At 54.1% G+C, this 15,638-nt stretch carries 15 protein-coding genes; 4 read left to right on the top strand and 11 right to left on the bottom strand.

Features of this window, described 5'->3' with window-relative positions; genetic code table 11:
• Nucleotides 1–3 precede the first annotated feature (3 nt).
• The 5 genes from menD to IPH75_12800 all read right to left on the bottom strand — a co-directional run bounded on the left by menD (nucleotide 4) and on the right by IPH75_12800 (nucleotide 5,876).
• Nucleotides 4–1,764 (bottom strand): 2-succinyl-5-enolpyruvyl-6-hydroxy-3-cyclohexene-1-carboxylic-acid synthase, encoded by a 1,761-nt coding sequence (menD, locus tag IPH75_12780; GenBank protein ID MBK7142946.1) that lies wholly within the window; start codon nucleotides 1,762–1,764, stop codon nucleotides 4–6.
• The gene (locus IPH75_12785; protein MBK7142947.1) at nucleotides 1,761–3,149 is read right to left on the bottom strand and encodes an isochorismate synthase; all 1,389 of its coding nucleotides are present in this window, start codon (nucleotides 3,147–3,149) and stop codon (nucleotides 1,761–1,763) included. The genes menD and IPH75_12785 overlap by 4 nt, the downstream gene beginning before the upstream one ends.
• On the bottom strand, nucleotides 3,146–3,883 hold the full coding sequence (gene ubiE / locus IPH75_12790; protein ID MBK7142948.1) for a bifunctional demethylmenaquinone methyltransferase/2-methoxy-6-polyprenyl-1,4-benzoquinol methylase UbiE: 738 nt from the start codon (nucleotides 3,881–3,883) through the stop codon (nucleotides 3,146–3,148). Before ubiE ends, IPH75_12785 begins: the two co-directional genes overlap by 4 nt.
• Nucleotides 3,884–4,048: 165 nt before the next feature.
• Entirely contained in the window at nucleotides 4,049–4,750 is a 702-nt protein-coding gene (locus IPH75_12795; GenBank protein MBK7142949.1) for an OPT/YSL family transporter, read from the bottom strand.
• Complete coding sequence (locus tag IPH75_12800; protein MBK7142950.1) at nucleotides 4,701–5,876, bottom strand: OPT/YSL family transporter; 1,176 nt, start codon at nucleotides 5,874–5,876, stop codon at nucleotides 4,701–4,703. The genes IPH75_12795 and IPH75_12800 overlap by 50 nt, the downstream gene beginning before the upstream one ends.
• A gap of 218 nt (nucleotides 5,877–6,094) precedes the next feature.
• Between IPH75_12800 and IPH75_12805 the strand changes: the two genes are divergently transcribed.
• Both IPH75_12805 and IPH75_12810 read left to right on the top strand, forming a co-directional pair.
• Complete coding sequence (locus IPH75_12805) at nucleotides 6,095–6,946, top strand: TrmB family transcriptional regulator (GenBank protein ID MBK7142951.1); 852 nt, start codon at nucleotides 6,095–6,097, stop codon at nucleotides 6,944–6,946.
• 37 nt (nucleotides 6,947–6,983) lie between these two features.
• On the top strand, nucleotides 6,984–8,852 hold the full coding sequence (locus IPH75_12810; protein MBK7142952.1) for an aspartyl protease family protein: 1,869 nt from the start codon (nucleotides 6,984–6,986) through the stop codon (nucleotides 8,850–8,852).
• Nucleotides 8,853–8,908: 56 nt separating this feature from the next.
• Here the strand turns inward: IPH75_12810 and IPH75_12815 are convergent, their stop codons facing one another.
• The 6 genes from IPH75_12815 to IPH75_12840 form a co-directional block, all read right to left on the bottom strand.
• A complete protein-coding gene (locus tag IPH75_12815; GenBank protein ID MBK7142953.1) occupies nucleotides 8,909–9,589 on the bottom strand; it encodes a US12 family protein in 681 nt (226 codons plus the stop codon).
• A gap of 101 nt (nucleotides 9,590–9,690) precedes the next feature.
• A complete protein-coding gene (locus tag IPH75_12820; GenBank protein MBK7142954.1) occupies nucleotides 9,691–9,969 on the bottom strand; it encodes a hypothetical protein in 279 nt (92 codons plus the stop codon).
• Between the two features lie 157 nt (nucleotides 9,970–10,126).
• Entirely contained in the window at nucleotides 10,127–10,315 is a 189-nt protein-coding gene (locus IPH75_12825) for a hypothetical protein (GenBank protein MBK7142955.1), read from the bottom strand.
• Nucleotide 10,316: 1 nt separating this feature from the next.
• Nucleotides 10,317–10,547 (bottom strand): hypothetical protein, encoded by a 231-nt coding sequence (locus tag IPH75_12830; protein MBK7142956.1) that lies wholly within the window; start codon nucleotides 10,545–10,547, stop codon nucleotides 10,317–10,319.
• The gene (locus IPH75_12835) at nucleotides 10,540–11,211 is read right to left on the bottom strand and encodes a hypothetical protein (protein ID MBK7142957.1); all 672 of its coding nucleotides are present in this window, start codon (nucleotides 11,209–11,211) and stop codon (nucleotides 10,540–10,542) included. Before IPH75_12835 ends, IPH75_12830 begins: the two co-directional genes overlap by 8 nt.
• Complete coding sequence (locus IPH75_12840; GenBank protein ID MBK7142958.1) at nucleotides 11,198–12,085, bottom strand: DUF4388 domain-containing protein; 888 nt, start codon at nucleotides 12,083–12,085, stop codon at nucleotides 11,198–11,200. The genes IPH75_12835 and IPH75_12840 overlap by 14 nt, the downstream gene beginning before the upstream one ends.
• Before the next feature lie 269 nt (nucleotides 12,086–12,354).
• On the opposite strand from IPH75_12840, the gene IPH75_12845 reads away from it, so the two are divergent.
• Both IPH75_12845 and alaS read left to right on the top strand, forming a co-directional pair.
• Nucleotides 12,355–13,017: a regulatory protein RecX gene (locus IPH75_12845; GenBank protein ID MBK7142959.1), complete on the top strand. Its 663-nt coding sequence runs from the start codon at nucleotides 12,355–12,357 to the stop codon at nucleotides 13,015–13,017.
• Nucleotides 12,974–15,637, top strand: a complete 2,664-nt coding sequence (gene alaS / locus IPH75_12850; protein MBK7142960.1) for an alanine--tRNA ligase — start codon at nucleotides 12,974–12,976, stop codon at nucleotides 15,635–15,637. The genes IPH75_12845 and alaS overlap by 44 nt, the downstream gene beginning before the upstream one ends.
• The last annotated feature ends 1 nt before the right edge of the window (nucleotide 15,638 follow it).

Raw genomic sequence — 15,638 nt, forward strand, 5'->3', positions numbered from 1 at the left:
CTGCTATTCCCGTTCCAGACGCCGACGGACAGATTCAACCAGCTCTTCGTGGAACTTTTGATTCTTCCTGCGATCGACTGAAATTTCGATGATGCTCGAGCCGGTCATCCCCTGCGATTTGCGATACGCTTCGACAAATTGCGAAGGGCTGTCGACTGAAGAATAAGGAAGTCCAAACATTTTGGCCGATTCCTCAAATCGACAGGTATGCGGCGTGATAAAGTATTTCTCAAATATCTCCGTCTGCTGGGCGATTGGCAGATGTCCAAAAATCCCGCCACCATTATTGTTGAGAATAATGATGGTCAACGCAACGTTTGGATCACGCAATAGAGAAAGCGAATTGAGATCATGCAACATCGCCAGGTCGCCGATCAACAGCGTCACCCGCCGATTTAGACCATACGCATATCCGGCGGCCGAGGCGATCGTTCCATCGATACCGGAGGCTCCTCGATTTGCGGCAACCGCATACCAGTCGGCACGCGGATCGGCAAACACATCAAAATCACGAATTGGCATACTTGATGCCAGCCAAAGGTGTGACCCACGATCCAACTCCGAAGAGAGCAGGTGCGCGATGATCGGCTCGGAGATGCAGTCAGACTGCGCAAACTGCTGTTCGAGCACAGCATCGACCTTCGTTGAAGTACCCTTCCAATCGGCTAGCCAATCACCTGAGATAGTTGAGGGGACACAATCCCGCAATTGCCGACAAACTGTTGCGATATCGCCTTGTTGGCGATCGGTCACCCGATTTATTGGGTCATGAGGAAAGGGGTGATCCAGTATTTGTACATATCGTGGCGGCTTGGACTCTTCAAGAAAAGTCAGTAGTCGTTTGGAGGTAAGCCGCGAACCGATCTGGATCACGGTATCCGGTCGATGCCCAGCGGCAAATTTGTCGGAAGTCAGGATAAGATCGAAGAAATCGATTCGCGGATGGATTTCTCCGCCACGCAGGCCGGAACCAATATCAGCGATAAGCGGCCAATTGAGATCGGTCGCCAGTGCGGCAACAGCCGCGCGCTCAGACTCAGACTTCAGTGCGCCAATTACCAGGAGTCCGCGTCTACTGTTCGATAGCACTTGCTCGATTTGCTCGAGCGAATCCTTGGTCAGCGCCTTCGTCTTATGGGAGACCACGGCCTGCGGTTCAGTTGATCGAGCCCATGCTGAAATCGAAGCAGCATAGCCGGTCAGATCATCGGTGGACTTAAGTGGTGCCAGTGGTTCTCTGAACATGCAGTTGAGATGGACTGGCCCGCATGGTGTGGCAGTAGCGGCGGCAACGGCACTGTCTACTGCGGTCAGCAGATTTGTCAATGGAATATCGAGTGTCGGACAGGTTAGATCATGTTCCCAACGCGGGTAGCTGGAGAAAATTCCCGGCTGTGTTATCGTCTGATTTGCCCCGCGGTTGCGCAGCTCTGGAGGACGATCTGCGGTGAGAAGGATCATTGGTACACAATCAATCGAAGCTTCGATCACGGCTGGAAGATAATTGGCTACCGCAGTCCCCGAAGTGCAGATCAGGGCCGCAGGTTTGCCGGTGGCGCGCCCATAACCAAGCGCAAAAAACGCTGCTCCTCGCTCATCGAAGTGAACTACCGATTCAGCGCGCTGATTGTTGGCAACTGCCCACACTAACGGTGTCGACCGCGAGCCTGGAGAGATCACAAACTGCGTCACACCGTGCCGGACCAGTTCCTCGATCAGAACCGAAGTCCAGAGTGTGTTGATATTGGTTAAGTCAGGCGTCATTGCGCGGTCAATATTGACGCAAAGGTATTGAATTTCTGGTCGATCTCATCCCACTCGGCATCGGGATCCGATCCCTGAACGATCCCTGCCCCGCCAAACAACCACATCTGATCCTTCCGGATAACAGCCGACCTGATCCCGACTGAAAACTCGGCGGAATCATGGGAGACCCAGCCGATCGGTCCGGCATACGGTCCGCGATCGAATGGTTCAAGCGCAGAGATCATCGCTATAGCTTTCTCACGAGGATAGCCGCCGACTGCGGGAGTCGGCTGAAGCGCTCGCAACAGCTCGTCATCGGATACTCCCGGACGAAGTTCCGCTCGTATCGCAACAGCGAGATGCTGTACTCGACTGAGTCGGACAACGGATGGTTCAGGCGCAATTTCAATCTGGTTCGTCAGAGGACGAAGCGCTTCGAGAATCCCTTGAATCACCAGTTGGTGTTCTTTGCGGTCTTTACTCGAATGAAGCAGGTCATCGCGGAACCGTTTCTCTTCCTCAGGGTTTTTGCCCCGTGGGCGTGTCCCGGCGACCGCCTCGGATTCAAGCAAACGTCCAGTCCTTCTATACAGCCGCTCCGGGCTGGCCCCAATGAACGGATCATACGGTTTACGATCTATGCCAAACAGATAACTGTCGGGATTACTGTCACGCAGTCGCTTGAGGATCATCCAGGGACTAAATATATCGGTAAACGTGCAGACAGACCGGCGCGCCAGTACTACTTTCTCCAATTCCTTTCGCTCTATCGCCGCCACGGCGCGATTGACTGCCACCGCCCATTGAAGGCGTGAGGCTGTTTCCTCGCGTGAGCTCAAACTCGGAATTACTGGGGGCTCAACATTTTCCCAGTCGAGACCTCTGAGACCTTCCCGAAGAATATCGATATCAGCCGAGTGCTGCAACGTGCAGTTCAGTCGGGTCTCGCTGCCCGCAGTGATAATTTCGATATCCGGAAGATTGTATGTCCTGGCAGCATTGACCGACTGGGGCTCGGTGTCGAAACGAGGTAGTCCATGAAAATTGAAACTGTTGAATGCACGCAGTTGAGCGAAATCAGTTTCACCTGCGCTCCCGATCTGATTGGAACTGGAGCCATACAACATGCCCGGCGTGACAGATGGTATCGACAGGCCAAAACGTGGAAGTGTCAGAGCAGCAATCTCTACCGCTCGGTCACGCGATCGCCAGTAAAACTTGGAGACAACTTCCTGAGCATTCAGCCAGATCAGAAGATCTACCGGCTGGATTCGCATGGTCAACCGCACAAACCCGGGTGACTGCAAGGCAACTCGCGTTGCGCTGTCACCGAGTCGCGCCATCATATCGCGCGATGCTTCGGCCCCAGTCATTTCCACCGCGGTCTCAGGAGTCAGTCTCACGCTTTGTCTCCTGCATAGATCGTGGCAACTCCGAGAGTCACCTCAGTCGACTGTACATTTGAGAAACCGGCATCAGACATCATCCTGCAGAACGCATCTCCATACGGGAAAGTTTCGACCGTCTGGTTGAGATACCGATATGCATATGAATCGCCTGAGATGATCGCACCAAGCCGTGGAAGGACATACCGAAAGTAAAACAGGTACCCCTTGCGAACGAGAACATTCCGGGGAAGCGAGAACTCGAGGATCAACAGCCGTCCCTCAGGACGCAGGACTCGGTACATTTCGCGGAGTGCCGCAGGGACATCCAGCACATTCCTGATACCAAACGAGATGGTCACTAGATCGAAGGTGCGATCCGGAAAGGGGATCGCGCCAGCATCGCCAATCTGCAGTCTCAGTAGTTGGCCGAGCTGCCGTTCGTTTATTTTCGCGCGGCCCAGCTCGAGCATCTTTTCCGCCAGATCGATCCCGACGCCGGATCGCAGCTTCCCGGTTTCAGCCAGTGTGATCAACTGGTCACCCGTACCTGTCGCCAGGTCCAGGGCATCGAGGTTTGATCGCGTAGGGAGCATGGTGGCCAGTTTCCGTCGCCAGGCAACATCCCGGTTGCCGGACAGAAGATGATTGAGCAGATCGTACCGATGGGCGATCCGGTCGAACATCTTCCAAACCTGTTGGCGCGATGGTGTCTCCTGGGGAGCCACTTTGGAATCCTTGGTTGCATGCATTGGGGGTAATATAGCGGTCTCCGGTCGAGGTTCAAGCAATTCAGCACTTCCCAGGAGGAGAAATCAAGCACTTGTGAGACTTTGGGTTAGGTGAGTGCCAGCAAAACAAAGCGGAGTCGAACCGAGACTCGGTTCGGACTCCGCCATTATCTGTCAAGTGAAGCGCTATCCCAGTAAGCCGAAATAGAAGAGCACCGGCAAAATCAACCCGGCGATGATCGCTTCTCCACCGATCAGGCCCGATGCCACCGTCACCGCATGATGTTCATACGATTCCGGATGCCACTTCGACCAAACCCAACCAGCCACGGCGCCGATACCGACCGCCAGGTTCAGTGTGCCCGGAAGGATCAGGGCGAATCCAAATCCTGCAGCGCTTGGCACCCAACTCCACTTGGTCAGGTATTTTGTTACGACCAGTACGATTCCTGTGATTCCGGCAATGACTGTCCAGAGCAGAGCATCGGGCGGAAATGCTTCGATCCCCTTGGACATCAGCACCGCCATGTTGGAAAGCTTTAATCCGGTCGGAGCAACCAGCTCTTCACCCAACTTGTAGCGATTAGTTAGGATCGGATACATGATCGCCACAGCTGCGGCTCCTATACCAACAGCCCAAAACTGCACCCAGGTCAGAATGCGCGGTGTCGAACCAACCAGCTTGCCGGTTTTAAAAACCTGCATTAACCCCTCGCCCTGAGAATTGATATTCCCCGCCATACCCGCCGCGACAAGATTGTGGCCGATCGAGGGAGAGAAGATCCTGAAGACCGCCTGAAGTGTGTTCGCCATCAGTGAGACAGGACCATTGTTGGTTTCACCAAGTACGCGCACACCGACCAGGATCAGCGGCAACCCAAGTATCACCGACAACACAGTCTGCCAAAATGGAAGCGAGAAATTGAAATGCTGGAAAAAGGCGAGCAGGACAGTGAACATCACTGACATGATTATAATAGTCCGAAGCGAAACATCTTCGCGATTTTCGTTCGAGGACTTCTTGACTTGAAGCGTCTTGAACATTGCCACCAACGATTTCCAGCGAAGCAACACGGCGGTCAAGGCGGCTGTGATCATGAGTGCAGTCGCCGGCCACATAAACCAGAGCATGGCGATAGAAAAGTGGTTGCCGTTCACATATCGGTTCGCCAAGCCACCATGCTGGAGTCAAAAACTGAGTCTGTTCAGGCGTCAGTGCCGCGCCACTGCTGATCAGAGTGCGAACTTGGTCGACATACTCGGGTGCTACGTTCGAAAGCACTATCTGCAGCCCGGCATGATCCATGATGATCGGACCGAAGAAATAGACTGCCGCGGTTCCGGCCAGCATCGAGATACCAACATTGAGCCCGATCAACATTCCGGTCCCAAGCGATAACACATTCCACTCCATCCCGATCGCAAACCGTCCTGCAAAATTCCAGGTGTGCAGAATGGCATATCCATCGCGGAAGAAAGCCACCACCGCTCCGATCATGGCGCTAAGCCCGAGTGTGCGTAAACGACTGCTCCCCGCCGTCCCCTCGGTGGCATCCAGCACATTAATGGTCTCAGCGGCGGCAACGCCATCAGCGAAGATCATTTGCGGATCCTCAATGAAGTACCGGCGGAAAAGCGCAGAGAAGAAGACGCCGATCGCCCCCGAACAGAAGAGCCAGAAAAACATCTGCCACGCGCCGATCTTGACATGCGCTTCGGCCGGGACTGACTCGTTCATTTCCAGGTAGCCAAACGCCGCGGCAACCACACACATGAAAGCTGTCGAGGCCGCCGAAGTCGCGGCAGATTGAATGATGTTGTTCTGGAGTCGGTTTTCACCACGAGTTTTGCGTGCGAAGATCAGCAGGAAGAGCGCGCCGAGAAACGCGGCCAGCACCGAGACATTCGGTCCCATGCCAAGTTTGAGCACGATATACGGATACGCAAGTGAGATGATGGCTGAGATGACGAACGCGCCAACTAACGATTGCCAGGTGATTTCCTTCGACGCCATGGACCCTTCCTTTCGGATTGCCGACACGGACCAACCGGTCCGCGATTCACCAAGTCATTTCTCCTAAGAAAGTCTGCGGACTACCCGTTGCGCAATCGAAATTCGTCCCTATCCGGCAACGAGTTACGTGAATTCGCGAGGAACGGTCGAAATCGCGAAACCTATCCCCTCTTCAGGCGTAATAGTAGTAGTTGCTACTACTATTATATGAGAGATATATGAACGACCGACTGACATCCGCCCTGACTGAACTTGGCCTGACCGGCCTCGAAGCTGATATCTACGCCCAGTTGCTGGCCAGCTCTCCGCTGACCGGCTATGCGATTGCCCGACAGATCGGGAAACCGACCGCCAATACCTATAAAGCACTCGAATCATTGCATGATAAAGGGGCGGTCCTGATGGAGTACGGGAAAACTCGTCTCTATCGCGCCGTCTCGGCCGCCGATCTATTGGCTTCGCTCGAGCGACGCCACCGCGCGGTTGGGGCCGAACTGATCACTGCGGCCGCCAAACTGCCGCGCAATGAATCGGATGATCGGGTTTATCAGGTGGGATCGGCCGATCAACTTTTTCAGCAGTACCGTCGCATGTTGGAAAACGCCACGCGCGTCGCGGTGTTTGACCTTTTCCCCCAGGCGGTCACCCTGCTCAAGGAAGATTTGCAGCGGGCCGCCAAACGCAAGATCCGGACTGTCGTCAAAGTATATGCTCCGATCACCATCCCCGGAGTGGAACTGATCATGCACACCAACCCGACCACACTGTCGCGCTGGCCGGGTGAATGGGCTAATGGCGTGGTTGATGGTGTCAGTTATCAAGTTGCTTTCCTCTCGCGCGATTGCCGGACAGTTCATCTCGCCGTCAGAAGCGACAGCCCATATCTCGCCTGGATGTATCACCACGGGCTGGTCTCCGAACTGATGGATACTTCGGTTGAGGCGGCGCTCAAGGCAAAGAAGTCGATTGCCGCAATTCAGGCGGCACATAATAAGTACCGCGATCTCCTCACCGATGAAGCCCCCGGCCTCACTCTGTTGATGAAACGATTCGCGGATTCTCAGGAATGACCTATTTCAAATGACCGCATAGAAGGAGTAGTGATCGATGAAACGAACATTGGCAATTGCCGCGCTCGGATGCGCGCTGCTGTTTGCGATGAGCGCCGAGCTCTCCGCCGCGGCTATGAGCGCGGAAGAGATTCTGAAGCACTGGCAGACGGCGGTGAAGGCGGATGTCTCTGCCTCCGGCTCTTCGCACGTGACCGCGGAACTAAACACTTCCGGCCTAACTGGGACTTATGAGGAGTGGAGCTCTCCCGATGGCCGCTATCGCTTCAAGATCGACCTGGGAAAAGGGCTTTTCATCCAGGATGTCATCATGCTCGGCGACTCTGCCTGGCAGCGGGACAAAACCGGCAAGGTCTCACGGCTCGAAGGGGTCGACCTGCAGCGTATGAGATCCTCCCGCTATTTCTCTCAGAGCGCGCAATTCAGCAAACAATTTGGCGGCGCAACTGTGGAAGTTGTCCCCGGAGATTCATCCAACAATATCGGGCTGGCTATCACTCCTCCCGACGGTATTCTGGCTACTTACTTTCTCGACACAGCCACCTGGTTGCCGCATCACTCAACTTCGCCTGCGGATGACCGCATTTCAACTACCTGGTTTGAAGACTACCAGGAGCTAAATGGTCAGCTCGTCTCCATGCGCAGCATACAGCGTACCGGCTCCGACAGTCGGTATGACGTCTCTACCCGGATACTCTCAATCGAAACCGGTATCACCCTGACCGATGATCTCTTTTCGGTCGAAGGTACCGCTACCCGGGACTTCACCTTTGCTTCCGGAGATCGCTCGCTCTCGATCCCGATCGAACTAAATGGAAATCATATCTTCGTTCCGGTGACGATCAACGGCAAGGCGAAGAAATGGTTTATTCTCGATACCGGCGCCGAAATGGGAGTGATCAATAAGTCGGTGGCTGAAGAATTGAATCTTCCCATGTCAGGCGAACTGGAGGGGCGAGGCGGCGGCGAACAGTCGATTACAGTCGCCCTCGCCTCGGATCTGACTCTGGAGATTCCGGGAGTAACTATTTCCAATCAAACTCTTGCCGCCATTGCGTTCGATGGCCTTGAATCCAAATTCGGACGGCACATGGATGGCATTCTTGGCTCGGAGATCTTTCATCGATTTGTTGTGCAGATCGATTACGAAAAGAAACTGCTCCATCTCTACGACCCCGCCAAATTTGTCTACGATGGCACAGAACCGGCGATTCCGATCATCCTCGAGACGAATCTCCCTATGATCAACGTTACTTTCCAGGTAGCTGGCTGCAAGAAGGTAAGCGGTAAGTTCCTGCTGGATACCGGCGCCGACGCGGCCATCGACATATCCTCCCCCAAAGTCGAGGCTGACAGCCTCACGCAGTGTGCAAGCAAAACCTACGCAGGCAATATCAGCTACGGTGTGGGAGGCGTGAGCAAGCAGTTGGCCGCGCGAACTGATATTCTCGATTTCGGCGGACATGCCGTGCCAAGCCTTATCGGTTCACTGATGCAGGATAAATCCGGCGCAGGAGCGAGCAAGGATCGCGACGGTCTTATTGGCGGCAACCTCTTTAAGCATTTCACTATCACGTTTGACTACACCGGGCGACGTCTCTGGTTGAAGCCGAATGGCCAATTCAACGAGATTCCGCAACTGGATATGTCCGGGATGAAATTCGAAGCGCATGGCGAGCATTTTGATACGATCGTCGTGGCTGTCGTGGTGCCTGGTTCAGTTGCCGAGCAGGTAGGAATGAAGCCGGGCGACCAGCTTGTCACTGTCGGCGGAAAACCGGTCAATAGCATGATGCTCGAGGATATGAAGGAGATGTTCCGTGTCGCCAACCCCGGCCTTAAGATCGAGTACATGCGCGACGGAAAGAGAAACTCCGCGACGCTGAAACTCGAGCCGGTGATCTGAAATCGCATCGAGCGTGTACTTGCCAGGAGACCCTGCTCGTCTCCTGGCACTAGTCGCTACCTCTTCCTTCCCAGTATTCGAAGTAATCGTAAGAAGAGGTTGATAATATCCATATAGATAGCGGCAGCGCTGTCCACCGCGTTATCGACTGTCTTAGGTATGCTGTTGGCTCGCGCCCAGTCATAGCCGATGTACCCGCAGAAGATCACCACAACTACCCAGTCGATCCAAGTAGAGACTCTCTGAAGCACAAATATCTGGTATAATTCCACCATTATCATGCAGACCAGTGAGATGACGAGTGTAGTCAAAGTCTTCAAGAAGAATCGCGGCATCATGGTGCCTGCCGCCATCATCAGGATTGTGACAACCGCGGTTACACTGATGGCGTCCGATACGAGAGTGGGATCAAACCGGCTGACGATGATATTGAGGACCAGACCAAATGGCAACACCACGAAATTGTAGCCAATGAAGCTGACTGAGGGATCCTTGGAGGTATTGAACATGAATACGCCCAACAGACAGGACGCGAAGTAGCCGATCATGAAAATCAACGGGTGAATCGACTCCAGCGTTGTGGGGTCAACATACCTGACGATTAGCCAATTGAGCAGAAACCCCCAACACAACACCAAACCAAGAACCAGATTGTAGGTGGCGTCACTGATGACCGCCCCTGTTACCTGCTTTCTTTCAAAGACCTTTGGGCTAAGCGAAAACCGTGATTCTGCCATGACAATTACTCCCTTCCCTGGAGACGACCGCAATTGTGCTCATTCTCGCTAACAAAATCACATTCAATAATTGTTCGCAAGGCTCAATCGCGATTTGTCGGTTAGCTCAACAGCCTCACAACAATCGCCAGCACCGCAGTAACCAGGGTGACATTGATACCTATCAACGCCCGTCCATACAGATTTCCCGGCTGGCCAGACTCGGCTGTCGTCATCTCTTTGTATTCGCTGATGTACTTTGGCAGATAGAGTCGAAGCAGCAGGAAATTGACCTTTCGACCATGCTTCTGCAGGTAGTCGCACATCCTGATTGAGTAAACCGTGAACCAGATCGCCCCACCCGCCGCAATCAGCGCGAAAGCAGTTGCCAGAGATCGCATATTGAACTCCTTGAGTCAGAGGACCAGCGAGTTACTCAGTCCTCGACACCAATACTCGACACGCTGTTCTATTATTCAAGAAATCTGGCGCATGCTGTAGACCAACAAAAAACCCGCCATGAGGCGGGTTTCATTGCTTTCCGAATCAGCGCTTTACTTAGGCGTAAATCTCCGCCTCGTTGCACTTGCAGACACCGGTATTCAGCGCACGGAATTTCCACGCGCCGGCTTCGGTCTTCACTGCCTTGACATGCTTGATGTACTGAATCGGGCCAGCGCAGACCGGACAGGTGTGCACTTCGGCTTTCTTTTTAGACTTCTGTGCGAAGTCCATCTTTTTTGCCATACTAGAAGTACTCCTCGATCTCTATACGTTCATCTCTCTTATCGGTCTCCAGCTCCCGCAGCTCTTCCTTAACCGCAACCAGCAGGCTGGTTGTTTCCCGAAGCAGGATAAATTCCTGGTTTTCGGCGAAAAAGGGTGCGGCCTGATTAAAATAATGGGCCGCCTGAGCATAGTCGTTACGCTTAAGTGACTGTAAGGCATGGAAATACGCTTTTTCCGCCGGATTAAGCATCAATTCCTCCGGACAACAGCGCTTCCGCCTCTTTCAGTCGCTTCACGTACGGTTCGACCTTATAGCGGTTCAGCTTGAGGTAATATATAATGGAGGCCGACAAAAGCAAGGCGTCTCTGCTCTGCTGGTGCTTGGCCGACAGCAAAGCATCATCGAGGACTGTCATTATATGTCCTTTGTTGGCGGACATATCCCGGAAGATCGCCTGCATTCTCGTTAAGGCTCTGTCGTACATAGCGATAGTATCCTCTTCGGATCGCTTCGCCTCCTCCGGCCCACGCGTCAGGACAATCTTGTCCCGTACCGGTGGTTCCGCCCCTTTTTCGCCCGACGCCCAACGGTCGATCTCACGGTGAATCTTGATTTGCGCCGGACTGACTTCTGGTGAACGTTCTAATTCTCGCTTGATTGACTCTAGCAGATCTTTGATGCGATGCTGGTCGACTGGTCGGAGGGTCTGACTTTGCAGCCAGGCCGAATGCTGGGCGAACCATCCACCGACCTCTTCGGTCAGATCCGCGCCGGCATGAACCCCGCGCGCGATGTCATCGAGACGGTTGATACCATCGAGCACACGCAACCGCTCCTCCTTGAGGGAAACCGCCTTCTGCAGGAACTGCTCGAGCAGTGACTCCAGTGAATGAAGCGTTTCAGCGCGACTCAACCGTGTCTCCGATAGTAGTGGTCGTGATATTCCGCGTGGTGGTCAGCCGCGAACTTGATTTCTGATGCAGGTACTCTTCGAACAGCCCTGCCAGCCGATTGACCATCTTCTCAAGCTCCGGCGACGGAATATTCTTTGTCGACATGATCGGTTTGCGCTCGGTCGGGGTGATTATCCCGGACAGCTTCAGGAGCGCGAGCCGTTTTAGTGATTCTTCCTGACCAAGATGGCTGTCGCGGCAGATATCGTTGACCGTGCGGTGGCCATCGACCAGCGCCATGATATTCCACTCCGCCGCTTGGAGGGTGACCGCTCGGGTCCGCCCGCCCTGCGAGGCCGAGATGGTATACACAACGCTGCGGTCCGGCAGAACTTCGTTGACCATGTTCAGTTCGTCGATCCGGCGGAGCCCCTCGAGAATGACATTTTCAACCGACAACCGGACAGTCACTTCTTCTTCGGTCGGATACTGATTCTCGTAGAACTTGAATGTCCCATCCTGCCAGGTCAGCAGGGAGAAAAGCAGGAATTCGATCTGCTCTTTGATGACCGCTTCGAGATCAGCCCTGTCGATAAACCCCTTGGCGATCATGATCTCGCCAAGGCGCTTCGTATTTTCAGTCTTGGCCTGCGCTTGTACCGCTTCCTCTAACTGGGAGGCGGAGAGTTTGCGACGTTCTTTCAGGAGTTGGCCGAGATGAAAAGTCTGGCGCGGACCGTAGCCGTAAATGATATCGCCGGACTCGAAGTAGATCATGACGATCGAGTCGTCTTTTTGGATGCCGAGTGTTCCGGATTTGCGTCCAGCCGCGATCAGTTGGAAAATCTCCGGTAGCGTAAATTTGGATATGTTTCCCTGCAAATCGAGTTCCATCGTCTTCCTTGCGCATGCAAAACGTTAAGGCAGGAGTCTCCCGAGCGGTTGCCCGACCGGTCGGGAAGTCACGCGGCGAGAAATTCGTGACGCATGACGAACCATGATAACATTATACGCAGCATCGAGTCAACAGTGAACTTGGTCTCTCGCACATTCTTTATCATTCTTTCGGAGTTTGACGGACCATATGGCGTGACCGGCGCGGCAAATTCTTGTTTTGGAAATATTGGTATCCTGATATACTTGGTGGAACCTTGGGAGTATGCATGACCGATCAGTCGATCTCTATAGTCGAATGCAAGCCGATCGGAAGCGGCAGCCGCTACCGAATTATCATCACCCATCGCGAAAAACCGCTGTTGGTCTCGGATGAACTGGTCTACCGTCACCGGCTCAAAGCCGGGATCGTGATCACTCAGCCGCAGCTCGAGCAACTCGAGGCCGAAGCGGAGCAGTCGGAGTGTGATCATACCGTTGCTCGTCTGCTGGCGATCCGGGAGCATTCAATCGGCCAGATCAGGGTCAAGCTCGCCCAGCGAAAGTTCAAGCCGGACGTGATCAAGTCGATCATCAAGCGATATGCCGATCGCGGATTGCTCGATGATGCCCACTTTGCCCATGACCAGGGATCACGTTTCCTGGCGCATAACCCGGCGGGCCGGGAATTCCTGATCAACTGGTTGCGGCGGAAACATATCGACCGCGACCTGGCCGAAACCACCGCCGATATGCTGCTCGGAGAGCAGGATGAAGTGACGCTGGCGGTTCAGTCGCTTGAGCGCAAGTGGAACAGCCTCAAGGAATTTGACCTTGAACGAGCCCGCACCAAAGCATATACTTATTTGAGCCGGAGGGGGATCGGCTACTCGGCCGCCAAAGCGGCCTTTGAGCAACTGTACAACCGGGATAACGAGGCAGGCAACCATTAAGACCGCAGATATTCGTTCCTCATTTCTGGACTACTTTGTCCGGCACGACCATAAACTGGTCGCATCATCGCCGGTCGTCCCTTTCAACGACCCGACTATCCTGTTCACAAATGCCGGGATGAACCAGTTCAAGGATGTCTTCACCGGCCAGCGGAAGACGGACTATAAACGAGCGACCAGCTCCCAGAAGTGTATCCGCGCCGGTGGCAAACATAACGACCTGGATAATGTCGGCTTCACCGCCCGCCATCACACTTTCTTTGAGATGCTCGGTAACTTTTCGTTTGGCGATTACTTCAAAGAAGAAGCGATCACATTTGCCTGGGAGTGGGTCACCAAAACTCTCCAGCTCCCCAAAGACCGGCTGTATGCCAGCGTGTACGAAACCGATGATGATGCTTTTGCGCTCTGGGAAAAGATCGCCCCTGAACTGAAGAATGGGCGGATATTGCGGTTCGGCAAAAAAGACAATTTCTGGTCGATGGGAGATGTCGGACCGTGCGGTCCCTGCACCGAGATTCATATTGATCGCGGTCCTCAGTTCGGCACCGGCCCCGATGATGTCGTCAATGGTGAGACAGAGCGCTTTGTTGAGTTCTGGAATCTGGTCTTTATGCAGTATGAACAGCAGCCGGATGGCCAGGTAGTCCCTCTCCCTCGACCCTCAGTTGATACCGGCGCTGGCCTCGAACGAATCGCCTGTATCATGCAGGGAGTCGACTCCAATTACCAGATCGACCTGTTCCAGACGATCATCAAGGCGATCTCTGAATTGACCCACGCCAAATACGCTGATAACAAGACCTCACACCATGTCGTGGCCGACCACATCCGAGCGCTGACATTCGCTCTGGCCGATGGCGCCGGGATCTCCAACGAAGGGCGCGGCTATGTGCTGCGTCGCATCCTGCGACGCGCCGCCCGCCATGGACGCTTGCTTGGTTCTCATGAACCGTTCATTTACCAGTTGGTGCCGGTATTGGTTGCAGAGATGGGCGCGGCTTATCCGGAAATACGGGAAAAGCAGGATCATATCCAGCGAGTCATCCGGACGGAAGAAGAAGGATTCCTGCGGACATTGGAAACGGGGTTGGAGCTCTTCGACAAAGTCGCCAAAAAGGTCAAAGCATCGAATTCGAAGATCGTCGATGGTGAGACCGTGTTTCGTCTCTACGATACCTACGGCTTCCCGGCCGACCTGACCGAGATCATCGCGCATGAATACGGACTGACAGTCGACCTGATCGGCTTCGAAGATGCCATGTCGCGCCAGCAGGCGCAGTCGCGCAAAGGGTCCGACTTTAAGACAACCGGCGCACAGTTGGCCAAGACAGTTGCCAAACTGGCCGAAGATGAAAAATGGTCATTCCACGAGACCAAATTCGTCCGCGGTCATATGTCGGTCGGGGCGATGGTGCAATATGCCGCTCTGATCGATGATTCCGTGGCTGTGATTCTCGACAAGACCCCATTCTATGTCGAGTCCGGCGGACAGATCAGTGATATCGGGAGAATTCACGGCGACGGTCTGGATATTACGATCTCAGAGCTGGTGAACGTGAATGGCTATTACGTGCATATCGGTCAGTTTGCGATCGGCTCGATCGAACTTCTTCGGCCCGGTATCCACTTAACCGCGGAACTTGATGCCGCCAGGCGATGGGATATCATGCGCAATCATACCGCCACCCATTTGCTGCATGCCGCACTTCGCCAGGTTCTTGGCGAACATGTCAAACAGGGAGGATCGTATGTCGGTCCCGATCGCGCCCGCTTTGATTTCTCGCATCACCAGCCGATGAGCCACGAAGAGATCCGTCGGGTCGAAGAGATCGTGAACATGCAGATTCTCGAAGGCTCCGAAGTCTTGACCGATGTCATGCCGATCGAAGAAGCGAAGAAAACCGGTGCGATGGCGTTGTTCGGCGAAAAGTACGGTGATACCGTGCGAGTCGTCTCTGTCCCTGGCTTCTCCAAAGAACTGTGCGGCGGGACACATGTGCAGAGTATCTCCCAGATCGGTCCATTCATGATCACGCTGGAAACCGGCATTGCTTCGGGAGTACGTCGCATTGAATCCGTCACCGGTCGCATCGCCACTCAGATGATGCTGGATTCCAAGGCAGTTCGCACGCAAGCAGCACAGTTGCTGGGCCGCCGCGAGGATGAGATCATTCCGGCGATCGAGACGCTTAAAGAGACGGTCGGCTCTCTGCAAAAAGAACTGAAAAAAGTCAAATCGGATATGTTCTCCGGCGGCGGCAAGTCGCTTGGCGATGAATCGCAGATCGGCCCGCTCAAACTGATCACTCATTATTTTGGCGAATCCGATAAAGATATCATGACCGGTTGGCTGGATACCGAAAAGGCAAAACCGGGAGCAAATGTCGTCGTCGCACTGGGGCTCACCGGGGGCAAGCCAACTTTCCTGGCATCTGCCAGCACTAGCGCAGTCAATGACCATAAGATCGATGTCGGTGCGATCTCTAAAGAGCTACTCGCTCAATTCGGCGGACGAGGCGGCGGTAAGCCGGCATTCGCGCAGGGCGGTGTCGCCGTCGATACCAATCCGGATGAGTTTTTTTCGCGTCTGAAAGCAATGTTGCTAGCAAAGGTATAAA

Source organism: bacterium (genome assembly GCA_016708025.1).
Lineage (GTDB): Bacteria > Zixibacteria > MSB-5A5 > GN15 > FEB-12 > FEB-12.